General features: G+C 38.9%; 28 protein-coding genes and 1 pseudogene. 4 read left to right on the plus strand and 25 right to left on the minus strand.

The genetic code is table 11. The features are described from left to right. Positions 1 to 9 precede the first annotated feature (9 nt). Together AFK25_RS14995 and AFK25_RS07310 are read right to left on the minus strand one after the other, a co-directional pair. A complete protein-coding gene (locus AFK25_RS14995) occupies positions 10 to 162 on the minus strand; it encodes a hypothetical protein (RefSeq protein WP_156185732.1) in 153 nt (50 codons plus the stop codon). Next, positions 159 to 386, minus strand: coding sequence for a glutaredoxin family protein (locus tag AFK25_RS07310; RefSeq protein ID WP_035066433.1), 228 nt, complete (start codon positions 384 to 386; stop codon positions 159 to 161). Before AFK25_RS07310 ends, AFK25_RS14995 begins: the two co-directional genes overlap by 4 nt. A 129-nt stretch (positions 387 to 515) precedes the next feature. Between AFK25_RS07310 and AFK25_RS07315 the strand changes: the two genes are divergently transcribed. Next, entirely contained in the window at positions 516 to 1,193 is a 678-nt protein-coding gene (locus tag AFK25_RS07315; protein WP_035066431.1) for a Crp/Fnr family transcriptional regulator, read from the plus strand. A 55-nt stretch (positions 1,194 to 1,248) separates the two neighbouring features. Here AFK25_RS07315 and AFK25_RS07320 read toward each other — a convergent pair whose 3' ends face one another. The 7 genes and pseudogenes from AFK25_RS07320 to AFK25_RS07350 all read right to left on the minus strand — a co-directional run bounded on the left by AFK25_RS07320 (position 1,249) and on the right by AFK25_RS07350 (position 7,793). Then, positions 1,249 to 2,676 (minus strand): dihydrolipoyl dehydrogenase family protein, encoded by a 1,428-nt coding sequence (locus AFK25_RS07320; protein WP_035066429.1) that lies wholly within the window; start codon positions 2,674 to 2,676, stop codon positions 1,249 to 1,251. Between the two features lie 15 nt (positions 2,677 to 2,691). After that, positions 2,692 to 3,268 (minus strand): annotated as a pseudogene (locus AFK25_RS07325) (CDP-alcohol phosphatidyltransferase family protein). 2 nt (positions 3,269 to 3,270) lie between these two features. Beyond that, the gene (locus AFK25_RS07330) at positions 3,271 to 3,930 is read right to left on the minus strand and encodes a TVP38/TMEM64 family protein (protein ID WP_035066427.1); all 660 of its coding nucleotides are present in this window, start codon (positions 3,928 to 3,930) and stop codon (positions 3,271 to 3,273) included. Then, on the minus strand, positions 3,924 to 4,910 hold the full coding sequence (locus AFK25_RS07335; RefSeq protein ID WP_049720879.1) for an ABC transporter ATP-binding protein: 987 nt from the start codon (positions 4,908 to 4,910) through the stop codon (positions 3,924 to 3,926). Before AFK25_RS07335 ends, AFK25_RS07330 begins: the two co-directional genes overlap by 7 nt. 9 nt (positions 4,911 to 4,919) lie before the next feature. Then, positions 4,920 to 5,582, minus strand: a complete 663-nt coding sequence (locus tag AFK25_RS07340; RefSeq protein WP_240483428.1) for an ABC transporter permease — start codon at positions 5,580 to 5,582, stop codon at positions 4,920 to 4,922. Positions 5,583 to 5,710: 128 nt separating this feature from the next. Then, the gene (locus AFK25_RS07345; RefSeq protein WP_035066425.1) at positions 5,711 to 6,577 is read right to left on the minus strand and encodes an ABC transporter permease; all 867 of its coding nucleotides are present in this window, start codon (positions 6,575 to 6,577) and stop codon (positions 5,711 to 5,713) included. After that, complete coding sequence (locus AFK25_RS07350) at positions 6,555 to 7,793, minus strand: ABC transporter substrate-binding protein (RefSeq protein ID WP_035066423.1); 1,239 nt, start codon at positions 7,791 to 7,793, stop codon at positions 6,555 to 6,557. The genes AFK25_RS07345 and AFK25_RS07350 overlap by 23 nt, the downstream gene beginning before the upstream one ends. 138 nt (positions 7,794 to 7,931) lie before the next feature. On the opposite strand from AFK25_RS07350, the gene AFK25_RS07355 reads away from it, so the two are divergent. Next, positions 7,932 to 8,285 (plus strand): DsrE family protein, encoded by a 354-nt coding sequence (locus AFK25_RS07355; protein WP_035066421.1) that lies wholly within the window; start codon positions 7,932 to 7,934, stop codon positions 8,283 to 8,285. A gap of 115 nt (positions 8,286 to 8,400) precedes the next feature. Here AFK25_RS07355 and merA read toward each other — a convergent pair whose 3' ends face one another. Genes merA through merR form a run of 4 tightly spaced genes read right to left on the minus strand, consistent with a single transcriptional unit; the run spans position 8,401 to position 10,999 of the window. Then, positions 8,401 to 10,017: a mercury(II) reductase gene (gene merA, locus AFK25_RS07360; protein ID WP_035066419.1), complete on the minus strand. Its 1,617-nt coding sequence runs from the start codon at positions 10,015 to 10,017 to the stop codon at positions 8,401 to 8,403. 30 nt (positions 10,018 to 10,047) lie between these two features. After that, positions 10,048 to 10,350, minus strand: a complete 303-nt coding sequence (merT, locus tag AFK25_RS07365) for a mercuric transport protein MerT (protein ID WP_035066417.1) — start codon at positions 10,348 to 10,350, stop codon at positions 10,048 to 10,050. A 12-nt stretch (positions 10,351 to 10,362) separates the two neighbouring features. Further along, positions 10,363 to 10,656, minus strand: coding sequence for a mercury resistance system transport protein MerF (gene merF, locus AFK25_RS07370; RefSeq protein ID WP_338024065.1), 294 nt, complete (start codon positions 10,654 to 10,656; stop codon positions 10,363 to 10,365). Beyond that, a complete protein-coding gene (gene merR, locus AFK25_RS07375) occupies positions 10,583 to 10,999 on the minus strand; it encodes a mercury resistance transcriptional regulator MerR (RefSeq protein WP_035066413.1) in 417 nt (138 codons plus the stop codon). The genes merF and merR overlap by 74 nt, the downstream gene beginning before the upstream one ends. Before the next feature lie 152 nt (positions 11,000 to 11,151). Here merR and AFK25_RS07380 point away from each other — a divergent pair, with 152 nt between their 5' ends. After that, positions 11,152 to 11,532, plus strand: a complete 381-nt coding sequence (locus AFK25_RS07380; protein ID WP_035066411.1) for a VOC family protein — start codon at positions 11,152 to 11,154, stop codon at positions 11,530 to 11,532. A 43-nt stretch (positions 11,533 to 11,575) separates the two neighbouring features. Here AFK25_RS07380 and AFK25_RS07385 read toward each other — a convergent pair whose 3' ends face one another. From AFK25_RS07385 to AFK25_RS14795, 11 genes are all read right to left on the minus strand, one after another. Continuing rightward, on the minus strand, positions 11,576 to 12,451 hold the full coding sequence (locus tag AFK25_RS07385; protein ID WP_035066410.1) for a GNAT family N-acetyltransferase: 876 nt from the start codon (positions 12,449 to 12,451) through the stop codon (positions 11,576 to 11,578). 218 nt (positions 12,452 to 12,669) lie between these two features. Next, on the minus strand, positions 12,670 to 15,351 hold the full coding sequence (locus tag AFK25_RS07390) for a helicase-related protein (protein ID WP_049720880.1): 2,682 nt from the start codon (positions 15,349 to 15,351) through the stop codon (positions 12,670 to 12,672). Between the two features lie 52 nt (positions 15,352 to 15,403). Further along, positions 15,404 to 15,760 carry an ATP-binding cassette domain-containing protein gene (locus AFK25_RS07395; protein ID WP_035066408.1) on the minus strand — a complete coding sequence of 119 codons (357 nt, stop codon included), beginning with the start codon at positions 15,758 to 15,760 and terminating at the stop codon, positions 15,404 to 15,406. A 38-nt stretch (positions 15,761 to 15,798) separates the two neighbouring features. Further along, positions 15,799 to 16,893: an SDR family oxidoreductase gene (locus AFK25_RS07400; protein ID WP_035066406.1), complete on the minus strand. Its 1,095-nt coding sequence runs from the start codon at positions 16,891 to 16,893 to the stop codon at positions 15,799 to 15,801. A 158-nt stretch (positions 16,894 to 17,051) separates the two neighbouring features. After that, complete coding sequence (locus AFK25_RS07405) at positions 17,052 to 17,909, minus strand: oxidoreductase (protein WP_035066404.1); 858 nt, start codon at positions 17,907 to 17,909, stop codon at positions 17,052 to 17,054. 89 nt (positions 17,910 to 17,998) lie between these two features. Then, positions 17,999 to 18,892, minus strand: a complete 894-nt coding sequence (locus AFK25_RS07410) for a DMT family transporter (protein WP_035066402.1) — start codon at positions 18,890 to 18,892, stop codon at positions 17,999 to 18,001. 38 nt (positions 18,893 to 18,930) lie between these two features. After that, entirely contained in the window at positions 18,931 to 19,863 is a 933-nt protein-coding gene (locus AFK25_RS07415; protein ID WP_035066401.1) for a DMT family transporter, read from the minus strand. 163 nt (positions 19,864 to 20,026) lie between these two features. Next, positions 20,027 to 20,443, minus strand: a complete 417-nt coding sequence (arsC, locus tag AFK25_RS07420; RefSeq protein ID WP_128713023.1) for an arsenate reductase (thioredoxin) — start codon at positions 20,441 to 20,443, stop codon at positions 20,027 to 20,029. A 15-nt stretch (positions 20,444 to 20,458) separates the two neighbouring features. Next, the gene (locus AFK25_RS07425) at positions 20,459 to 21,757 is read right to left on the minus strand and encodes an arsenic transporter (RefSeq protein ID WP_019417672.1); all 1,299 of its coding nucleotides are present in this window, start codon (positions 21,755 to 21,757) and stop codon (positions 20,459 to 20,461) included. 18 nt (positions 21,758 to 21,775) lie between these two features. After that, a complete protein-coding gene (locus AFK25_RS07430) occupies positions 21,776 to 22,105 on the minus strand; it encodes an ArsR/SmtB family transcription factor (RefSeq protein ID WP_009361248.1) in 330 nt (109 codons plus the stop codon). 204 nt (positions 22,106 to 22,309) lie between these two features. After that, the gene (locus AFK25_RS14795) at positions 22,310 to 22,450 is read right to left on the minus strand and encodes a YrzI family small protein (RefSeq protein ID WP_009361250.1); all 141 of its coding nucleotides are present in this window, start codon (positions 22,448 to 22,450) and stop codon (positions 22,310 to 22,312) included. Between the two features lie 450 nt (positions 22,451 to 22,900). Here AFK25_RS14795 and AFK25_RS07435 point away from each other — a divergent pair, with 450 nt between their 5' ends. Further along, positions 22,901 to 23,821 (plus strand): CobW family GTP-binding protein, encoded by a 921-nt coding sequence (locus AFK25_RS07435; RefSeq protein WP_009361251.1) that lies wholly within the window; start codon positions 22,901 to 22,903, stop codon positions 23,819 to 23,821. Between the two features lie 13 nt (positions 23,822 to 23,834). Here AFK25_RS07435 and AFK25_RS07440 read toward each other — a convergent pair whose 3' ends face one another. Then, positions 23,835 to 24,431 (minus strand): ribonuclease H1 domain-containing protein, encoded by a 597-nt coding sequence (locus AFK25_RS07440; RefSeq protein WP_009361252.1) that lies wholly within the window; start codon positions 24,429 to 24,431, stop codon positions 23,835 to 23,837. Positions 24,432 to 24,502: the final 71 nt, after the last annotated feature.

Here is a 24,502-nt window from a genome sequence, read left to right on the forward strand (position 1 = left end):
CTGCTTCGTCTACTTGTTGTTAATTTGGCTAGACATTTCCGATAAAACAATGGACAAGTTTACAATGTCTTCTGCAAGGTGAAGAAACTGTCCCATCTGTTCTTTTTGATTTTCCATTACTTGTTTTGCATTTTTAATTGTTTGAATATTTTCGTTTCTCATCTTATTTCTCCTTTCATTAATAAAATGTCACTTCCGACAATGATTCTGTCATCTGAAACGAGCACGGGAGCAATGACCTCTTTCATCTTTTTCTTTAATTGTATAGCAGCAGAAGGGTTTTTTAATATATTTATTTCTAAAAAAGGGATATTTTCTTCAAGTAAATGCTTTCGTGCCATATGACATTTACTACAACCATCGATCGTATAAAGAATATAATTCATAAAAAAACCTCCTAGCGTAACTATTTTACACTATTACTTTCTCACATACTGTAAGATGGATTACAGGAATCGATAAAAAAACAGCTATAATGTAAAGAGGGAGTTTATTGCTAAGGAGGCATATGTAACGTGGATAAGTTATTTTTATTGTCACAAATTAGTCTACTTGATGAGCTACCAATGGAAGAGTTGCACATCATTGATCAAATAAGCGAAATGAAACCTGTGAAAAAAGGAACGCTTATCCTATCTCCAGACAAAAAAATTGAAGCGTTGTTCTTGCTAAAAAAGGGGCAAGTACGTTTGTATCGTATGAACGCAAGCGGAAAGCAGTTTACAGTTGATATTTTAGTTGATGGAAATATTTTTGGTGAAACATCGACTTTATCATTAACGGATGATCAAATATATGCGGAAGCAATGACTGATACGTACTTATGCTTGTTAGGTAAAAAAGAATTTGAAACATTTATCGAAAAAAATCCAAAAATCGCCTTGAAACTTATTCATATATTGTCAACGAGGTTAAAAGAATTATACAGCTTAAGTGAAAAAATCGCCTTAAGTGATGTGAAATACCGGATTTTGTATTTGTTATTGAAACTAAGCGAAAAAACAGGAAAACGAAAAAAGGAATGGCAAACAATTGGAATGAAGCTCACCCATCAAGACATCGCTAGCATGGTTGGTGCATCGCGCGAAACAACAAGCGCAGTTATGAGTCAATTAAAAAGAGACGGATTTATTAAAAAAGGAATTCATTTAGCTATTCATGTAGAAAAAGCATTAGAGCTATTAGATTATTGAAGGGACTCGCCAAGAATGAGTCCCTTTTCTTAGATTGTCCTATGTTTTATGTTTATTATCGGAACAATCGAATGTATTGTTTCACTAATTTTGGAATCCAGCCGCGAAATAATTTCTCGCGCCAATATAAGTCAGCTGTATGTTGAACGGCTGCTACATGAGTTGGATATGGGTGTATGACATGAGAGAGTTGACCAATTTTTTTACCAAACTGCTTAGCAAATACTACTTCTTGCATCCAATCCCCTGCGTTTTGGCCTACAGCATGTGCTCCGATGATGTATCCTTTTTTATCAGTAATTATTTTTACCATTCCTTCTGTTTGGAAGTCTGCTACGAAACGATCGACATTAGATAACGGTGTTTTAAAGATATGAATACGATCGTGTTGTTGTCGAGCTTGTTGTTCTGTTAATCCCATATGAAAAATTTCCGGATGAGTGAATGTGACCCATGGTACATTCGCGTAGTTTATTTTTCGTTTTAATCCTAGTACAGCATTTTGCACAACTAGTTTCCCTTCCATTCCAGCTACATGTGTAAATGGGAATTTTCCATTTACATCTCCGATCGCATAAATAGTCGGAACATTTGTCTGCAAATATTCATTCACGATAATATGTCCTTTGTTATCGTACTGAACACCCGCTCTATCTAGATCAATTGTATCTGTATTAGGAACTCTTCCAGAAGCAATCAGGATATCGGTGACTTCCATCTCGATTTCCCTGTCCTGAGTACGGATTACAGCAATTTTTTTATTATTTTCCGTAGCTATGATTTTTTGAATAGATGCATTAGTATATATCGTTAGCTCACGCATCAGTTGTTTTTTTACTAATTGAACGATTTCTTCATCTTCTTGTTGTAATATCTCATTAGAACGTTCAATAACAATCACTTCACTCCCTAGCCTTGCCATGGCTTGAGCGAGTTCTATACCGATTGGACCACCGCCAATGACAAGAAGCTTTTTAGGCACGAAATCAATGTTGAATATTGTTTCATTTGTTAAATAATTAACTTTTTCTAAACCATCAATCTGAGGCACAAAAGGTCTTGATCCTGTTGAAATGACTATGCGCTTTCCAAATATCGTTTCCTCATCGTTGATCCATACGTTATGAGCAGAACGTAATTTTCCTTTACCAATATACACATCGACCCCTAATTTTTTAAATCGGTCAATATCGTCATGGTGTTGAATGTGCATAATGGCTGCTTTGATTCGTTGTGTAACTAGATTTAAATTAATATTTCCTTCTATGTTCATCCCCCATTCCCTTACTTTTTTTGCTTCATATATTTCGGAAGCTACTTTAATAAGCGCCTTTGACGGAACACAGCCGAAATGTAAGCAATCACCACCAAGGTGTGTTTCTTTTTCGATAAGAGCTACTCTCGCTCCAAGAGAAGCTGCTCCGGCAGCTACAGTCAATCCTCCTGCCCCTCCACCGATGACAATAAGATCATATTGTTTCAATTATCTCACACCCTTTCAGCGCAAAAGTTGTCGAGCTTCATGTAAACGTTGTAACCCTGTAAACATTTCTACTACAAAAAATAACAACGTAATAATCAAAACATAATTAGGCAGCAACATCATAAAAGAAAAGAAATCCTTCTGTACGTTCAGCCAACCCCGCTTGATAATAAAATGATTTCATTCCTTTTTTTTCAGAAACAGCGCCCACTGTTAAAAACACCGTAATGGAAAAAATAATCGAAACACTCAATAACAGAAGAGCCCATTGGACATGAGGATACTTAAACGCAATTCCTAAAATGACACTAATTTCAACAACGCGATCAAATGTTACATCCATAACTGTGCCCCATGGCGACACGTTTGTCTTTCTTGCCATCGTTCCGTCGACCGCATCTAAAAATCCAGAAATCCATAATACGACGATGGCTGCAACTGCATAATCAAAATAAAAAAGAATTCCTGAAGAAAGACCAATCAAAAAAGATATCATAGTGACTTGGTTCGCCGTTAATCCTATTTTCAAAAAAGAGGAAGCGGTCGTTTCAATAAGGGGTTGCACATATTTTCTCGCATGTGTATCGAGCACAGTTATTCTCCTTTCTGTTGTAATCCTAATTTTTGTCGTATTTTTGTATTTGTCATAATTGGTATAAGTGAAACGATGACAAACACAAAGACGGCCAAACCAATTATTATTTGATTTTCAGAAACAACACTAGAGCCCAAAAAATTATAAGCAAACGTTCCAGGGATAATACCGATCCATGTCGCCATTAGAAAATGGACGAACTTCACATTTGCTATTCCGGCTAAATAGCTGACGAAATCAAACGGAAAAATCGGAACTAGTCGTAATAAAAGCACATACGCAAACCCATTTTTTTGTAATTGTGTTCGCAGTTTCGTTGTTTTCCCTTTCCAACTTTTACGAATCATTCGTTCTCCCAATTTTTTAGCGACAAAAAAAGACAAGCTGGCTCCCAACGTTGCGCCAATGACAGTGTAGATAGTCCCCCACCATGAACCAAACGCTAATCCCGCTGCTAATGAAAGAATAGAAGCAGGGAAGAAAAGAAATGGACGAACTGTATATATGCCGATAAAGATTATAGGTGCAAATGTTCCAAAAGATAAAATCCACTCACGTATTGCTTGTGGTTTTATATTAATATAATGTTGATTAAACCAAATAATAAAGATAATAATGACTATGGATACGATTACTTTCCATATTGTTCGTTTTAACATGTTTCTCCATCCTTTTTAAATGTTTGAATATGTCCTTTTGAATGCACACCAACCCAAACATATTGCATGTTAGAAAAAGGAACATCGCTTTGAATGATGACATCTGTTTGCAAATCGATGATATTTATCTGATAGAAAAACTTCCCGTATTTCATGAATGCTTCTTTTACAAGCCCTTTCCATTTCACATACCATCTTTCATTTGGAGAAGTAGACATTTCTATATGTTTCGTATGAATAAACAATTCGTTATTGATGACGATACCATCGCTAAAAAATTCTGCGACGAATGAATTAGCCGGGTAATCATATACTTGTATAGGACTCCCACATTGTTGAATTATTTTTTTTCCCATCACAACTACTCGATCCCCAATCAACATTGCTTCTTCCTTGTCATGCGTAATAAAAATTGTCGTTATTTTTTTTTCTTTTAACCATTGTTTCATCCATAAGCGAATTTCTGCTCTCAATTCATTGTCAAGGCTGCTAAGAGGTTCATCGAGCAGCAACAACTTTGGGTTGGTAATTAATGCTCTCGCTAGTGAAACACGTTGTTGCTGTCCACCAGATAATTGGGATGGATAAAAGTCTCGAAAGTTCTCCATGTTAATTTTTTTTAAATATAACGAGACTTGTTCTAGTCGCTCCCTCTTTGTCATTTTTGTAAAAGTTAACCCGTACATTATGTTTTCAGTTACTGTCATATGGGGAAATAATAGCGGTTGTTGAAACATCATGACAATCGGGCGACGATGAGCAGGCTCTGCTGACATGTCTTTTCCTTCAATCCATATATGACCTTCATCTAATTCTTCTAGGCCTGCTATGCATCGAAGAAGTGTTGATTTCCCTGCTCCTGATGGTCCTATCAAACTGATCATTTCCCCTTCATTTATATTCAGATTAATTGAGTGAAAAACTGTTTCATTTCCATATGCTTTTTTTAAAGAATTGAGGGAAATAAATGCATCTCTCATATACACACCTCAACCATTCTGTTTTCGATAAGGAATAAAAATTTGAATCAGCAACTCAAATAAGAGAAGTACAGTCAGCGGCAAAATCGCAAAAACAAGCGAAAAGCTTGAGATAACCGATTCCTTTACTGTTGATAAAAATGGAAAATAAAGAGTTGCAATTGTCACAACATTTCCACCACCAATTATTGCCGTCAATACGTATTGACTAAGAGAAATAACGAAAACAAGAAACACAGTGCTTCTTATACTTGGTACAAGAAGCGGTAGGTAAATCGAATAAAAACTGTACCATTTGCTACTACCGAGTGAAACAGCTTGGTCTTCCAAATGCGGTCCGATTCGTTCAAAAGAAGAATGAAATATTTTAATTGTATATGGAACAGATGGAAGTAAGTGAACGATGACAACGCCCATCCAATGGTCAGTGAGCCCTAGTCGAATCATTGTTAGATGAAGTCCCATAACTACAGCTAAGCTTGGAATCAAGATCGGAAGTGTGAATAGTAACTCAAAAAACCATTTTCCTCTGAAAGAATGAAAAGCAATGGTTCTCCCGGCAGGTATAGCAATTAATAAATTCAATAAAACGACGGTAATACCGATTAACCACGAAGATTGAATGGCTTGCCATATCCGTGGTTCTTTCAATAAAATTTTCCATCCGTTCAAACTCCATATTTTTGGATATAGATCCCCGTATCTCCAAGAAAAAGAGAAACTCTTTAATGCTAATAAGATAACGGGTATGACTAGAAATAAAGTAGAAAAAAAGAAAATGAGATTGTTCCTCTTTCTAATCACACTTTTCCATTCCCTTTCATCATGTGATATCGCTTCTTTATTAAGAGGGAAGTATATGCCATCATAATAGAGAAAATAAACATCGTTACACTCAACATAGCAGCGAACGCTTTCGGACGATTACTCCAATCCCCTTCAAAAAACCATTCGTAAACAAGGAGAGAAATCATTTTTGGATACGTCGTGCCAAGTAAATATGGTACTTCATAAGCAGATAAAATAAATGAAAAAACGATGATGCTCGTTTCGAACAGAATCGGCATAATCCATGGCCACTCCACCGTTTTAAATACATCCCATTCTTTTCCACCAAGTGTCCTCACGACGGAGGATAACTGGTGATTCAGTTGATGATAGGCTGGAAGAAGCATGAGTATAACGAAAGGTGTTTCTTTTAAAACGTACGTAATTATTATTCCAATTCCATGAGAATCATTTATGATGACTGGAAATTCATTCGGTTTATGAATGATACCTATATTGTATACAAGTGAAGAAAACCATCCAGTTTGTGAAAACAATAACACCATCATATATCCCCAAACAAAATGAGGAAATAACATTGGAATCCAGTATACAATTTTCAGAAAATCGTTTTTCCAACAACGATAAAGCCATCTTGTAATCAATAAACCAATGAATATAGAAAAAAAGGTGGATACAAAAGCAATCGAAAGGCTATAATTCAGCGATGCAATAAAGATATCGTTTGCGAATACGTCGACATAATATTGGAAAGTCAATTGTTCGTTCTTGTGTATACTTTCTGAGATAGCCATGATCACTCCGTATCCAACGAGTGCAATTGTTAAAATAAATGGTGGAAGAAGAAACAACAAATTACTTTTTCCGAACAATTTCATGGAGCCAATTCTCCTTCAGCCATCCCACGTAACGCGGATCTACTTCTGGAAGTAAGTGCTTTTTTAAGATATCTGTTGGTAATACTGATTTCCCACGATTGATTTCGTTTAATGCTTGTTGGTCTTGTTCAGATAACTTGCTCGGATCTAATGACATGCCTTCTCCCCAATATGTTGGACGAAACTTTTCTAACTGTGCTTTAGGGGATAGAAGAAAGTTAATGGTTACCATCGCACCGGCTTTATTTGGACTGTTAAAAGGAATAGCTAAAAAATGTGTATTACCGATTGATCCAGATTCAAACACAAAAGAACGAGTAGATTTTGGAAATATTCCGTTTTTTATTAGACTTTCTGCTCGAGCTTCATTGTACCCCATTGTCATCCATACTTCTCCTTGACTATATAGACGATCAAGTTCTGTTAAAGAATTCGGATACGTTTCTCCCCTATGCCACAAATACGGTTTGATTTCATTTAAATATGTCCACATTTTCTCTGCTTTATTTTTTACAAATTGTGGATCATACCCTCGTTCTAGTAATTTTTCAGATCCGCCTACTGACTCGTAAAGGAGGTGACGTAAAAATGCATTTCCTGTAAAGTCCGTTGGCTCAGGGTAAGTGAATTTTCCAGGGTGCTCTTTTATCCAATGCTTTAACTCAGCAAATGTTCTAGGCGGCTGAGATATTTTATTTGCGTCATACAAAAATACAAATTGAACCTTTCCCCATGGTGCTTCTAATCCGTCTACAGCTGTACCGAAATCATATTGTATATTTAAACTATGAGCGTCTATATATTTTTGGAAATTAGGAAGTTTGTTCGTGATAGGACCAAATAGTAAATCATTCTCTTTGGCATTTTTAAAGTTTTCTCCATTAATCCAAATGATATCGATTGTTCCTTTCTCTTTCTCTGCTTTCTTTTCGTTTAGTAATTTTTGTAAAAATTCGTGTGTATCCATTGGAATTCGTTCAAGTGTAATTCCATATTGTTTTTTTAGTTTTGGGGCTACCCATTCATCCATATAATGATTAATTCCTTCATCTCCTCCCCACATAAATATTCGTACCTTTGTGTTTTTTGCTTCTTGTTCAATTTGTCCCCATTTCTTATCCAGTAATTTCGCTTCGGATGCAGATGATAATTCTTTTGTACTACATGCACTTAAAAAGATAAAAATAGATAAAAGAAGAGCAAATAACTGTTTCACATTTTGTCCTCCTCATTTCTTTTGTTTGCTTCATCAGCATACGAGATTTAAGTAAATATTTCTGTAATACAGCTTACAGATATCCTGTGGTTGTTTCAGTATATTTAATAATGTAAATGAAAGCGAGGAGGTCACAAAATGAAGAAAGTAGCTATTTTTGTTCATGCTAATGAAAGTGAATTAGCAAAGGCGTTGCACGCTTTACTTTATGCCCAAGAGCTAAAGGAAGCGGGACATGAAGTGAAGGTAGTGTTTGATGGGGCAGGTACTGTTTGGATTAGAAAATTCGAGGAGCCAGAAAATAAATACTACCCGTTATACAAAACAGTGAAACAGTTAGATGTTATTGAAGGAGTATGTGAATATTGTGCTGGCGCGTTTGGGGTTGCGGAAGACGTAGAGAAATCTGGATTTAATTCACTAGGCGAGAAAAATGGTCATCCAAGCATCTCTTCATTCATTGATCAAGGATATCAACTCATCATTTTATAAATTGTGTAAGCAGCAGGTAGTCTTCTCCGTGGAAAAACGAATATAGTTCAAAAGAAAGGGTGCCTCATTTTTTCTTTGGCACCCCCTTTTATTTACGCAATAAGCGAGCCAATTTTTATCCCGCACAACAAGATAACTTTCCGACATCTTGGTCAAACGTTAATGCTACGAGCTTTAGTCCTTCTGCCATCGTTAAATACGGAGCGAGCGTTTCACGGAGGTCGTTTATCGTTAAGCCAAATTTGATGGCGAGTGTCGCTGCATAAATGATTTCCCCCGCATGTTCTGCGACAACATGAGCTCCAAGCAATTTCCCTGTTTTTGCATCGGCGACTAATTTAAAGACACCGACTGTCTCGTGATTGACAATGGCTCTCGGGACAGCTTCTAACGGCAAAACAGATGTTTTTACTTCGTATCCTTTTTCTTTTGCTTGCTGTTCTGTTAGTCCAACGGTTGCGACTGCGGGAGAACTAAACGTAACCGCTGGGATTGTTTCAAGCTGAATTTTTTTCTGTTGTCCGCCAACGGCATTCGCTGCAGCGATCGCTCCTTCGTATGCGGCGACATAGACAAATTGTGGGCCAAGGGTGACATCGCCTGCCGCATAAATGCGCGGATTCGTTGTTTGTAAATAGTCATTAACAATAATTTCACCACGCGAACTTGTTGTTACCCCAGCCGCTTCTAAACGCAACGCTGCCGTATTCGGTGTTCTCCCAGTAGCAATGAGCAACTCCTCCGCTTCAATCACCTGTTTTTTTCCATCGATTTCTACATATATTTTTTTCACGTTTCCGTCTTGTTCAATGCGTTCAAAGGCTACTCCTGTGAGGAGGCGGACGCCTTGAGTGGTGAGCGCTTTTGTTATCGCTTCTGAAATTTCTTGGTCGTATGTTTTTAATAGCCGAGGGCTTCGTTGCATCAATGTGACGTCAGAACCGAGATGATGAAACAGTTGCCCGAGTTCGATGCCAATATAACCAGAGCCGATGACCGCTAATCGTTTAGGTACTTCCTTTCGTTCGAGTAGCGTCGTACTTGTGACGTACTCAACATCCGCAAGCCCAGGAATATTAGGAATTGCCGGAGTAGCGCCTGTGGCAATAAGGAAGCGGTTGGCTGATAATTTTTTCCCGTTGACTTCTACTGTCGTTTCGTCTAAAAATACCGCTTCTCCTTGAATAAGCGTAAATCCATATTCGTCGATGAGATTGATATATTTCGCTTGGCGTAGGTTTTGTACTAATTCATTTTTTTGTTCGATTAGTGCAGATAAATCGACCGTTCCAGCAGATGTATGCAACCCAAGAAACGGATGATTTTTCGCAAGGTAGTTTATTTCTCCCGCCCGGAGCAATGTTTTCGAAGGTACACAGCCGATATTCACGCATGTTCCTCCTATCGTTCCCCTTTCAATCATGGCAACTTTTGCCCCGTATTTTCTTGCCTCAATTGCCGACGCAAAAGCGGCAGCACCAGAACCGATGATGATGTAGTCATATGTTTCTCTTGTTGCCTCGATTTCCTCCGCTTCTGTCGGCTCATAACCAGCCGCCGTTATGGCTTGTTTTGCCATTTCAACGTTGGCATGAGGAAGTTCAAACACCGCTTCTCCACGGCGAAAACTAACATCAATAGATGTTGCGCCAAGTTGCTTAAGAGCTGCAGCAACGTGAACTTCACAACTTGTACACGTCATTCCTTCCACCCGAACTTTATATGTTTTCATGTTGAACACTCTCCTTTATATTTTTCTTTCTTATAGATACCCTTTTGCGATGAACGTATACAGAAACATTCCTAATACAACCACTGTTGTCATCCATAAACTAACAATAGAACTTTTCTTTTTGCATCCCCGTCCATAAACAAGATAAAAAGAGTATGCAAGTAAAACGATCGTAACAATCATTAACATCGTTTGATATTTTAATGCATAAATGGCTAATCCGCCAGCTAAGCCTGTTAACCCGAGAGGAATGAAAATCAATGGGCCTAAACAACAACCAGCCATCACAAAGGCAGAAAATAACGTTGCCAGCTGTGAAATTTTTTCTTTCATAGCAATCACCTGTTACGGGCAACACGAGTCGTTCTTGGATGAAGATTTTTTTGACTGACGGTAAGAAGAAAAAGCGAGCATAAGAAAAATAACTAACGCCGGCAGCAAAACATAATCCAAGTAGCCAGTGATGGCACCTAATCCAACTGCCCCCAACAAAATGACTAAGATAGGGGTAGCACAGCATAATAAAGTAACTACTGTCCCAACAATTCCTACGATAAACGTCTTTTTATGATTCATCACAATCCCCTTTCTCATGAACCAACGTTTCAATGATTGGACATTCATACAATGTTTTTTCATCTGGACACCGCTTTTGTAAGTCTTGGAGCATACATACGACTCGCTGTAAGTCTTTGATTTGCTTTTGCACTTCTTCCACTTTTTTTGATACAAATGCATACATATTTGCGCATCGTTCCTTATCTTGATCGACAATGCCGAGCAACTGATGAATTTCCGTTAGCGAAAACCCGAGTTGTTGCAGACGTTTAATGAATTGGATGCGCTTTGCGTCTGCATCGGAATATAAACGATACCCCGCTTCTGTTCTTGTAGGTAGTGGGAGTAGCTGCCGCTTTTCATAATAGCGGATCGTTTCCTTATTCACACCACATCGTTTTGCTAGCTCACTAATCCGATACATCGAATCACCTCCAATTCAAGTATAAACCTTGTACTAAGGTACATAGTCAAGCTAGTAAAAAAATTCTACTATTGACAACGAATTGTGAATTGACGATAATGAAATATAAGAACATATATTCGCATATGTAATAGAAGGGTTGGGATGGATTTATGGATCAAAAAGTGGTGACATGCCTTATGTTTTCTGGGCAGGCAGAAGAAGCGATTCGTTTGTATACGTCTGTTTTTTCTCCGGCAGAAATCGAACAGATCGTGCATCAAGAAAACGGCATGGTGCTTCATTCGACGTTTCGACTAAAAGGACAACGGTTGATGGCGATTGATAATCACGTCGAACAGCACGAGTTTACTCCTGCGATGTCGCTATGCGTCACGTGTGATACGGAAGAAGAAATTGACCGTGCTTTTGAACAACTATCTCAATCCGGAAAAGTGCTCATGCCGCTAGATGCCTATCCATTTAGCAAAAAATTTGCATGGGTGGAAGACCGATACGGTGTATCGTGGCAACTTTTTCTCGGAAAGGAGTAGCTAGACGAAAATAAGCTGTTGGTACAAGCCCAACAGCTTATTTTTATCCCATCCGCTTTTGCATCCATACTTGTTTGATAATTGGTTGAAAGCCGATTTCTTTTAAAAGGGAATAAGTGGCTGACGAATGGGCAATCGGAACGTTCGGTACTACTTTTACGACCTTGTCAGGATGAGCGCTAAAAATTTTTGGAAATAAAACCCGAAGGATATGTTCTGTATCGTTTCTTTCTGGATCCGCTTCGCATTGATATAAAACCGTTTTTTCATGTTTGCCTGTTGCGTCAAAAACACGTCGATAATATGCATAGCCGATGTTGTATCCACGTTCATCTTTTACAAGAAGTGCCTCGCCATCTTTGGCACTTTGCCATTGCGTTTGCCACGGGTGTCGCCCCTTATAAAACGGAAGGAGGCTTATTTGTTGTGGGACGGTCGTTTCTACTTGAAAGGTTGCGTCATCTAGGAAGTGTGGCACCGCTTCTTGAGATTGTAAATACTCCAGTTCATCCACGATTTCATAGCCGAATTTTTGGTATAGTGCAATGGCTCGCTCATTTTCGCTAATCGCTTCCAATGTTGCAAGCTCAACGCCTGCTTCTTGGTAAATGTTAAGCGTCGCTTCCATTAGCGCCTTTCCAATCCCCGTTTTTCGAAACGCAGGCGCTACTCCTGTACCGCCGTTCCAAGCCATTGAAGTTCCTTTACATTCACGAACGCCGTTTAGCACAATCCCAACTGGCTCATCATGGTGAAAAGCAATAATGGACAACGTAGGAGAAAGTCCTTCTCCTACTAATCGATGTAAAAAGCTTTCTATTGTCAGCTGAATCGGAAAATAATACCCTTCAAATCCAGCATTCCAAGCACGTACCGCTTCTTCTAACGTACATTCTGATAGTCGTTTTATTTGTAACATATTCCCTCCGTCATGCCCTAATGTTTTCTTTAGACATCGCTTCTTTTTTTGGACTTACGCAAAAAAGCGAAAAAACGCCACTGAAATCGGATGTAAGATCACCGTCGCAATTTTTCCTGAGACAAACGCCCCTCCCTAAATCGTCGTCAAAAATAGAAGAAAATAAGTTTTTATAGTATTCATTTGTGTAAAATTCTCCTAGAAAGATAAGCAGCAAATTAAAAAGAAATCTCCGCATACATATATTCATGACAATGATGGCAATGTGGATATGGAAAATCCCAAGGCAATTCTTGATTGCAAATTTTACATTTTTTCATATAGCGTATCAAATGTTTAGATAGTACTTCAAATATTTTTTCAGAAATTTTTTCTTTCAGTCCAAAAACCTCTTCTTCATTAAAAGGCAACGATTGAGAATAAGCAAATGACGTAAATAACATGAGCTGTTTATAGCTGTTTTCCAATTCATCAATTGCATCGACTGACGTAAGGATAGGCGGCATAGTGACCTTCCCTTTCGTTAAATATTCTCTAATCATCGTTAGCCAATAATCCGTTATCTTCGTTTCTTCGATGGAAAACGGAACGAAACAGAAAGATAATTTCTTCCAAAGAGAGAGTTCGAGCTTCATCTTTTTCAATGTTTTTTCTAAAACGGACATTTTTCTTTCCCATTCGCTTATCTCATGAACACGATAAGGCGTTTCTTTTAATTCGTTTTGATAAAAGTTCCATGCCCGTTTGAATAAATCGAACGATTCATAAGGAAACTTTTTTAGTGATTCGATTGATATAGGGAGAAAGCTATATTCAATAGGAGCTACCGGCGTCTCTAACAGCTTTTTTATTTTCTTTCGATTTACCATAGCGCAGACGAACCCTTCTTCATATATTCCTTTTCTTCCTGCTCGTCCTGCGATTTGTTGTACTTCTTCTGCTTTTAACGTACGAACAAATTTTCCATCAAACTTTTCACTTTCCATAAAGATGACTCTTCGAATGGGAAGATTCATCCCCATGCCGATGGCATCGGTCGCTATTAGTATATCGGTTAGCCCTTGCCGAAATTGCTCGACTTGTTTTCTCCTTGTTTCAGGAGGCATGCTTCCGTACAAAACCGAGACGTTGTATCCTTGTTTTACGAGTGAAGCGGCAACATGGAGAACTTTCTTTTTTGAAAAAACAATAAGTGCATCTCCCTTTTTCAAGTCTTTTGGAAAAGAAAAAGCCCTCTCTTCCCAAATGAGTGGAGTGGTACGTTTGTGTTCGATCACTTCAAAATCAAACTGATGGTAAGTTAGCAGTGTTTGAAGCAAGTCAACAGCATGCGGTGCAGCAACCAAATGAATTTCTTTCGCTTTCACCCCGGTAATTGCTTTGACCCAAGCAGCCCCTCTCGTTTCATCCGCTAATAATTGACATTCATCAATAACGACAACATCAAATTCATCGGTGACATTCACGGACTCGACCGTTGCGCTTATATGTGTACTGCCATGTACATTTTTTCTTTCTTCTCCTGTTATTAAGGCACATGCAATACCGTGGGCACATATCTCCTCAAACTTTTCTAACGCAAGCAATCTCAATGGGGCTAAATACATCCCTGTTTTTGCTTGAAGCAACCGTTGCATCGAATCGTATGTTTTTCCAGAATTAGTCGGACCGACATGGACGATATATTTTTTGTGAACCGATGAAGCGGAAAGTGATAAAGGATGTTCAAAAATTTGCTTGCTTATCGCCTTTAAGTGGCGGTTAAACTCCTTGGAATGAAGAAACGATCGTTCGAATTCTTCCATTGATGTAAACCATGTACTCAACCAGCGATTCATTTTTTGTGGATTCCATTTTATTGAACATTGATATTTTTCGTTTAGCAACTGTACATACGTATACGCAATTTTAGATAAAATCGCTTCGTATTCCTCTTTCGTTCTCCGCTTTTTATCTACTTTTTTTATAAAAGTCGGATAGTGCCGCATTTTATCAAGAACGATTATCATCTCTTTAGAACAACTATTCTCGAGCAAGCGACAAAGCTCCTCCCATTCATCGTACAGAGCTTTCGCTTCTTTTTTTACCTCATGGAGCCATATGCCTACTTGTTGATCAATAATAGATTCACAAACTTTCCATACAGATGTTTGACGAATGGCAAGGCAGGCTTGGAAGCGAGTTTTTATTTCGTTCGTCAATTCTGTTTCTACGTATTTAACTATTTGTGCTAGGTGTTCTTCATCCACCGCATCAAAAAAGGCTTGTACTAGTTTCTCGCTAGAAAAAGGTGTTATCTTTAATGAGTCGTCTAACAGCGTTTCTCCGCACTCCTCTCGAATTTGTTTTTTTATCTGTTCCTTTCTTGCAAATAACCAAGAAGATAGAGCATCGCTCAAAAAATGCAAATCCACTGGTTTTTCTATTTGTTTACATAACTGTTGAAACGGATATTCTTTGCGATAGAGAAATGACAATTCATACTGACCAAAATGCTCAAGCAAATCCAATGTGATTTCTGCAATTTCCCAGTCTAATAGCTCATTTACCTCGTAAATCAGGTCTTCCATGTCCATTTCTTCTACCTCATCTGACCACCCTCGGGTGATGAGATACGTACGTACTTCGTCCACTCCTAATTCTCTCACACAATCAGCAAGTAAGTCATAAAGAAACGTTTGTATTTTCTCTTCACATCGATTGGATAAATCTTCGTCGAAACAATACAGATCTATATCATCCCAAACGTCCTTTACTGTACGAAAAGGTTCGGGAGTAATTTCTAACGACAACAATTCTTCTTTTATAAGATGAAAGATGTCTTCTTCCAAAGCCGCAAACCGGAGACTTAATCGCGCTTGTAATTTCTCTAGTATATTTGTTGGCTTCTTTACGGTCATTGAAGTGAAGTTTTCCTCCTTTTCTCATTCATTTTACGCCTTTCTTCATCCTTTATTTTCCTATTCGTTGAAGTGTAGGGCTGTTTTTAATCGATACCCACGGACGATTATGTTCCCAACGGACGTGCACATCTATTTGAAACGTTTCTGACAAATAATCGTCGGTGAGTATTTTTTCTTTTTGTCCGGATGCTATGATTTTTGTTTTTCCAAGTCGGTGCCCTAATACGGAAACTTCTCCTTTTGATGGGTATTCATAGCCTAATAAAATATTAAGTAGCGACGTTTTTCCTGAACCATTTAACCCGAGAATGACCCATTGTTCGTTTTCTTGCACTTTCCAATGTAGACGATCTAAAATGACGCAGCCTTCTCTAATCAAAGAAACATTTTTCATCTCAACAATCATTCCTCTTCCCCCTTTTTTACAAAACTCGCGGTAAATGTTTAATGAATCGTCAGCTGTTTGGTTGAGTTGTGTCGATGTTTCCGATAATAACGCGCCATCACCGGAATGACATCGCGGAAGTCAGGGCAAGCAATCCCTATCTTCGCTAAAGTGTTGCGTGCATTTGTTGCGTCGTATACGGACGCACATTCGAAATATTCGAGCGCCTCTTTTTCGACGCGCAACCATTTGCGAAGAAAGGAAAACGACATCGCCCATTTGACAAGACGAAGCGGAAGTGTTCCTTTCGGTTCTTTCCCGAGATATTCCGTCATCATCATCCGATAAATGTCTCTCATTTTGTACGGGCTCGGATCGGTTAAATGATACGTTTGGCCAACCGCTTCGTCCGTATGTGCCAAATAGAGCGTCGCCTCGATAATGTAATCAACCGGAACAAAATTTCCTTGCGCCTCGCCTTTGCCGAGATACGGAATGATAGGAAGGAACTTCAGACGCTCAAACATATTGAGCATAAAGTACAAACCATCAAATTTCATCGTTTCTCCCGTTTTGGAATGACCGACCACAATGCCAGGGCGGATAATTGTCGTCGGCACGTTGTGCGCTACTTCTCGTACAGCTACTTCTACAAGAAATTTCGTTTCTTCATAATGGTTTTTAAACGCCTGCCCTTTGTCAAGTTCATGCTCGAAAATCACCCCTTGCCGCGTTCCTGATACGTATGCCGTACTAAAATATACATAGCGCTGCAAACGTGGAAGGAAGGAAACCCATTCGTTTACTTGTTTTGTTCCCTCTACGTTGACCATTCGAGCAATGTCCTCAGGAACGGCCAAATCGTAAATAGCTGCAAGATGGAACACGTGGGTGACCGATTGTGCCAACATGTGAAGTTGTTTTTCTGAGAGAGAAAGGTTCGACTTCGTAATATCTCCTTCGACGATTTCCCATTTCGTCTGTGGAAAATGAGTGGAAGAACAAATTCTTTCTTTTTCTGCCATCGCTTTCTCTTTCATAGAAGGCAGAGCCAATGTATATATTTTTTCTGGAGCCCATTTCGCAATTAGCTCCTCAAGCAACATCGATGAAATAAATCCCGGAAATCCGGTAAAAAAATAAACATTTCCCATCTCTTTCGCCCCCTGCTTAATTCTTGGACTAAAGCGTTTTGTCAATCAATTTTCAACGATTTAAAACTCCTACTTCCAAATGCATGTTTCCTGTAGTTGCAGGTTATCAATTTTATTAAAATCATAGAATAATGATAAAGATTTTAATAAAGTGGTACTTATTTTTGTTTAAACGATTTCATGACAATCCATTCCCACCACTTCCACGGCAACCAGTTTTTCAGCCTTAACGTCAATGTGACCCCTCTCCCTACAGGGTAACGCAAACGAGGAGTCAGCGATTGGACGACTTTGATTATTTGCCTAATGACTTCATCAGGAGGTGGTGCTGTTTTGGCTACTCGATTCACGTATTGCATAATGGTTTTCATTTCTTTTTCATATGGCGAACCTGAACGGACGGACACTCCTTGCAGTCCTTTCGACCAAATATTTGTTTTGAATGATCCAGGCTCAATTAAGACGACATATACTCCGTATGGCAACATCTCTAAACGAAGCGATTCGCTAAATCCTTCGACAGCGAATTTCGAGGCGACATATGGACCCATCGCTGGAAAACCGACTCGCCCGCTAATGCTACTAATGTTAATAATCTTACCGCTCCGTTGCGTTCGCATAATTGGCAAAACAGCTTTTGTGACGGCAACTAACCCAAAAAAGTTCGTCGCAAACTGGCGCTCCCACTCTTCAAGTGTGAGTTCCTCGACAAAACCGCCAACGGCAAACCCTGCGTTGTTAACTAATACATCGATCCGTCCATAGCGATTGATTACATCGTTCACGACCGATTCCACCGCGGCGAAATCGGTGACATCGAGAGATATGACTTCTATCCGATCGTACACGCCAGCTTCGCGCGCCACTGTCGCAAGCATTTCTTTATTTTGCATGTTTCGCATCGAAGCAATGACTCGATATCCTTCGCGCGCAAGTGCAACGCTTACGAGTAGCCCAAACCCGCTCGAGGCCCCTGTCACTAGCGCCACCGGCGGGGAGTTTACATTTTGATTCACAACAATCCTCCTCACTACGATAAAGACATATGTATTGAAATTAGATAACGATAGGTAATATTCCTGCCATTTTAAAAAATTGACCCCCATCACGCACTGATGGAGGTCGATTTTTTCTTTGGTTTAAGTTCTTTTGTTGTGACAACAAGCATAGCTCCACTCAACACAATCAGTCCCCCGATCATTTGGATAGACGATATGCTTTCATGTAAAAATACCATCGATAGAAGAAACGTCACGATCGGTTCGATCATACTTAAAATCGCTGCTTTTGTCGGACCGATGATATTCATTCCCGCAAAAAACGTCAGCATTGCCAAAACGCTTGAAACGAACGATGTTCCGATAATTGGAAGCCATCCTTTTGCGTCAAATTGAAAATGTAATGTTCCCGAACCAATTCCAAAAACAAAAAAAGACAAAGCGGCAAAGAGCGCGATGTAGGCACTCGCTGTAATAGGTGGAACGTGTGCGGTCACTTGATTTCCAACGATAATGTAGATTGAGTAAACAATCGCTGCTCCAACGGCTAACGCAATACCGAGCGGCTGAATTTTTCCTTCTGGTGCCCCTAATACAAGCAACATACCTAAAAAAGAAATGAGAATCGCGATGATGATGTGCTTTGTTAGCTTTTCTTGATTAATAAAAAACGAAAAAATGGCGACAAATATTGGGTTTAAATACAGCAATAAGGCAGCAAGTGAAGATGGAATATATTTTACTGACTGAAAATAAAAAGAAGATTGCATCATATAGAAAATGCCACCTAGTAAAAATAAATACAATAAATGTGACCGCGAAACCTTCCAGTTTTTTTCTTTTAACCATAAGTACAGAAAAAAGAAGAACGCAGCCAATGCAAAACGTAAAAACAACAAGGTCGTCACAGTGACACCGCTGTCGTATGCGTATAATGCAAAAATGGGAATAAACGCAAATCCCGTTGCCGATAACAATATAAGTCCATATCCTTTCCACATGTTCCTTACACCTCAAATCTAATCATTTTTCATGAGAATCATATGTTCGCTCCTTTTTTGATGAGGGGGAACATCGCTTTTTCTTGTTTGCTGTAAATGTTAAACAAAATACCGCTAAATACAAACGCCGCTCCAACGATATGGGTCATTGATAAATGTTCATTAAAAAAGATCGTTCCCATCACCGTAGCAGAAATAGGCATCACATTAATGAAAACCGAAGCGGTTGAAGCTCCCACTTTTTGAATACCATTATACCACCAAACGAAGCTGATAGCCGAAACGACAACAGCAACGTATAAAACGCTTAACCACACATCCCATCCACTCATTTTGACAGATGCAAAGGAAGTATAGTATAGCGCAAACGGTGCTAAAAATAACGTTCCAAAACCTGTTGCGTACGTTGTTGCTGCGAGCGGACTATATGTTTTCATTGCCACTTTTCCGATAACAGAGTATGTACTCCAGCTGAGACATGCCCCTGCTAGCACGAGATCGATCGGAGCAACACCAATTTCGATAAGTACGGACGGATGACCATTTGTAATAATATATACCGCTCCAAATACAGCGAGCAACATACCAAATATACTTCTTCCATTCAATTTTTCCTTCAAAAATAGTGCAGACAACAATGTAATCAACGGAGCATTGACTGCAATGACTAATGAGCTTTTGACAATTGGTGCATATTTTGTAGCTATAAAAAAGAAAATGTTGTATAAAAACACTCCCGTTAAACCGAGGAGCGCTAACACGATCCAATCTTTTCTCGTCGGAGTTGGTCTATTCGGTTCTTTCCAGTACAATAATGGAAACAAAATCAAACTAGCACCGAAAAAGCGAAAAAAAGCAACTGACACAGGATGTAAAGTCGTCGTTGCGATTTTTCCAGCAACAAAGGCACCACCCCAAATCGTAGCAGTTAAAAACAAAAGAATATACGTTTTTAAATTTTTTACTGACACAAAAACATCTCTCCCTTATTCGTAAAATATATATCTTTTAGGGTGGATAAAAGGAAAACTATACTTTAATCATTTTATGCTCTTTTTTATCTGAAAACAATATATTTTCGTTATATTAAGAAAAGAAGCCGGGACGTTTCCTTCCGGCTTCTTGTTTTTCCTCTTATTCTCCTGTTTCGGCAAATCGTTTAATTCGTGCACCAATTTCATCACGGACGCGTTGAAAGACGGACCATTTTTCTTCTTCTGTTCCTTCTGCTTTTGCAGGATCGTCAAACCCCCAATGAACACGTTTGACATGCGGTGGTGTGACTGGACAATGATCAGCCGCATGTCCACATAATGTAACGACTAAATCGGCTCTGTTTAAAATATCTTCATTGATAACGTCTGATGTTTGATTTGAAATATCGATCCCTACTTCTTTCATCGCTTTGACTGCGTTCGGATTTAAACCGTGGGCCTCAATGCCAGCACTATATACTTCCCATTCATCACCGAGATATTTTTTTGCCCATCCTTCTGCCATTTGGCTACGGCAAGAGTTCCCTGTACATAAGAAATAAATTACTTTTTTCATCTCAATCGACTCCTTTTAATGAATAATAAGTAACCATATATATAACCCAACGAGAGTAATAAATAACGTTGGGATGGTTAAAATTAAACCATTTTTAAAATAAGTGCCCCACGTGATTTTTACTCCTTTTGTTGAAAGCACATGTAACCAAAGAAGTGTAGCGAGCGAACCGATCGGTGTAATTTTCGGTCCTAAGTCTGAGCCAATCACATTTGCATAAATCAGCGCTTCCCGAATGATTCCCGTCGTATTCGTATCAGCTATCGCTAGCGCATCAATCATGACGGTTGGCATATTATTCATAACAGATGATAAGATAGCTGCGATAAATCCCATGGCAATCGTCGCCATAAACAGCCCTTGATTCGCAGCCGCTTCGATCATATCAGCTAGAATGTTCGTCAATCCGACGTTACGTAATCCGTAGACAACAACATACATCCCGATCGAGAAAAAGACGACAGCCCATGGCGCCCCCTTTAATATTTGTTTCACATGTACAGCCGGACTACGTCTTCCCATCCATAAAAACAATAACGCAACAGCACCAGCAATAAACGAAACAGGGATATTAACAAATTCACCGACAAAATAACCGACTAATAAAACCGCAAGAACGATCCAAGACAATCGAAACATGCGCACGTCTTTAATCGCTTCGTATGGTTGTTTGACATGCGATAAATCATAACGTTTCGGAATGTCTTTTCGAAAATATAAGTAAAGTACCCCGATGCTCGCTGCGAGCGAGAAAAAGTTTGGTACAATCATACGCGATGCGTACTCAGCAAAGCTAATATGGAAGAAGTCCGCAGAGACAATATTGACAAGATTGCTTACAATAAGTGGCAACGACGTTGTATCTGCAATAAATCCACTTGCTAAGATGAATGGCAATACGTTTCGTTCATCAAACTGCAATGCACGTACCATGGCTAATACAATCGGTGTTAAGATGAGTGCAGCGCCGTCGTTTGCGAAAAACGCTGCCACAAGTGCGCCGAGAATAGAGACGAATATAAACATGTTCATCCCATTTCCTTTAGCCGCACGCGCCATATGTAACGCTGCCCATTCGAAAAAACCAATTTCATCTAAAATTAAAGAAATGATAATGATCGCAATAAAAGCAAGCGTCGCATTCCAAACAATGTTTGTTACATCTATAACATCTTGGAAATCAACGACTCCAACAAGCAACGCTAATAAGGCGCCCCCGCAGGCAGACCAACCAATGGATAAATTGCGCGGTTGCCAAATGACAAAAACGAGGGTAATAAGAAAAATCAGTGATGCAAGAATAACGGAAAGCAAAAAACCACTCCTCTCTTTTTATTCACACTGCATACGCATTCCTTTTTCCTCAAGTTGACGAATGCGCTCTTTTGGATCTGGCAAATAAGCAAAAATGCTTTGCATCATTGGATAAAACTCATGTTTTTTATTTAGTGAATAAAATACCCACTGCGCTTTTTTTGATTCTTTTACTAAACCGTTGTCTTTTAATTTTCGTAAATGTTGACTAATGGCTGGCTGGCTCATTTGTAACATGTCAACAAGCTCACATACACAGCAGTCTGTTTCGTTCAATATACTGATAATCATCAGTCTAGTCTTATCGCCTAGTAACTTTAACATATTTGCAACTTCTTCGTGATACATATACCTCCCTCCTTCATCCGTTAATCATTATATAATCATATACTTATATGAACAAGTAAAGATTTTGTAAAGAAAAAAGAGCTGATCTATAAGATCAACTCTTGTCGCGTAAAACTAATCGTCATCTACCGTCCAAGTCACATTTGTTTTCGAGCGTTGCTGTTTCATTTTTCATTCCCCCTTCAACATGTATTTTTTTCCAAATTAAAACAATTGGTACATTGAACATTTTCGATCCATCATCTCTTCTTCAAGTTGATGAATGAGTTGTTCTTGCTTTATTTCTTCAGCCGTCCATATTCGTCGTTGAATAGAAATCGTTAAGAAAAATAAATGAAACTTCATCGCTTGCTCACCTCCTTTCAATAAAAAATCCGCAAGAGAAGATCCCTTTGCGGACTGAAAATAAAAGCCGCAAGGAACAGTACCTTCCTTGCGGCATATGAGCGCTTATGAAAAGATCAATGATCTTCACATGGGAAGGTTGGACCAGTCTTTCTTTGTTCGATTGTGTAACATGCTACTGTCATTGTCGTCATGGCCCTTCCCTCCTTTTCAAATGATTGGATATAGTAAATTATATACATGATAAGATAAGTTTGTAAATAGGTGATAAAAATTTTTCCAAAAAGATTACAAAGATATGTATATGAAAGAAAACAAAAGGTATGCAAGGACAGATGCATCATTTTTTCTCTTTTAAGCAAATTGCCCATCGATGCACGATATATTTTTCTTGTGCTATGTATTACTTTTGACTATGATCAAAAAAGAACATGTAGAAAGGAGAACTTTATGAAACATACAGACATATACATCTTATCTGGATTTCTCGGAAGTGGTAAAACGACATTATTAAAGCGACTACTACAAAATGAAAAAGAGCGTGGACGGAAAGTGGCTGTGGTAATGAATGAAATCGGTCAAGTATCTATTGATTCACATGCCGTTTCAGAAGATGCTGTGTTAAGCGAATTATTAAGCGGCTGTGTATGTTGCACCATTCAAGATCAATTTGAAGTAGAGCTTTATTCCCTCCTTCAAAAACATGGGTTAGATGTCATTTATATTGAAACGACAGGGGTAGCACATCCTGTTGAAGTGCTCGATGCGTGTATGTCGCCATTGTTTGCTGATCGCATTCAAATGGGGGGGATTATTACGACAATCGACGCAACACGTTGGATGAATCGTCAACAACTCTCCATTCCCCTGCAAATGTTGTTAAAAGAACAAGTTCGTCACGCGGATGTATTAATTGTCAATAAGACAGATATATTACGTCCGGATGAACAAGCGAAATTATCGTTTGAATTACAAACGATCAACAGCGAGGCGCGCACAATTTTCACAACGTTTTCTAATGTGCGAATGGAAGATATTCATTTGTTATCGAAGCGGATGAGAAACGAGCATGAGCGAATGAATATCGAAAGACTACGCATTCAAACATACGTACATACATTTACAAATCCAATTGATTTAGACGTGTTCGAACACTGGGTACGACAACTTCCTGATACTATTTACCGCATGAAAGGATTTTTACGCTTTACTCATACAAGTGGAGTTTACTCCTTTCAGTATGCATACGGCACACCGCTTTATATGAAAGAGGAAATGAATGTCCCGTTACATTTTGTCATAATCGGTGAACAATTGGATAAACAAAAACTAAAACAACAACTCGATGACATGCAAAAAGGAGAAGGTTAATATCCCTCTCCTTTTACTTTCGTCCAAAGTCTGCTTTAATTTCTCCCCATTGCTCGGTTTCCCATTTCATAATTTCATTTGTATAATGGTGCGTGCGCAGCCACGCTTCAGCACGTTCAACAAGTTGCCAGACACGTTCTGTTTCAGCGTTGCGAACGAGCGTTGTATTCGCTTTTTTTCCTTTTACCCATTTTATAGCTGTTGCCGAATCAGAATAAATCGGCAAACTTTTGTTTTGTTGTTGTAACCATGCTAATGCGTGGACAATGGCTAAAAACTCCCCAATGTTATTTGTTCCGATCATCGGTCCGACATGAAACAACTCTTTCCCTGTTTTCGTATGTACTCCTCGATACTCCATCCATCCTGGATTTCCGCTACATGCCGCATCTACGCAAATACTTTCCTCTACATAGTTCGTTGCAAGCACTTTATTTTTTTTCGTTCGGTTTACAAACGGACCAGACGCAAATGCTTGTTCTGCTTCTTCTTTCGATGAAAATGAGCGATATTTTGCCCCCGGAACGCCAATGACGTACGGTTTACACTCGTCCCAAGAAGAAAAAATGCCTGTTTTCGCCCCTTCCCAAACGACATAATATTTTTTCAAATTGTCACATCCTCGCAATTGAAATATAAAGAGACAAAGTTGAAGACTACAAAGAAGGAATAAAAGAGGAG

It is taken from the genome of Anoxybacillus gonensis (assembly GCF_001187595.1).
Taxonomy (GTDB): domain Bacteria; phylum Bacillota; class Bacilli; order Bacillales; family Anoxybacillaceae; genus Anoxybacillus; species Anoxybacillus gonensis.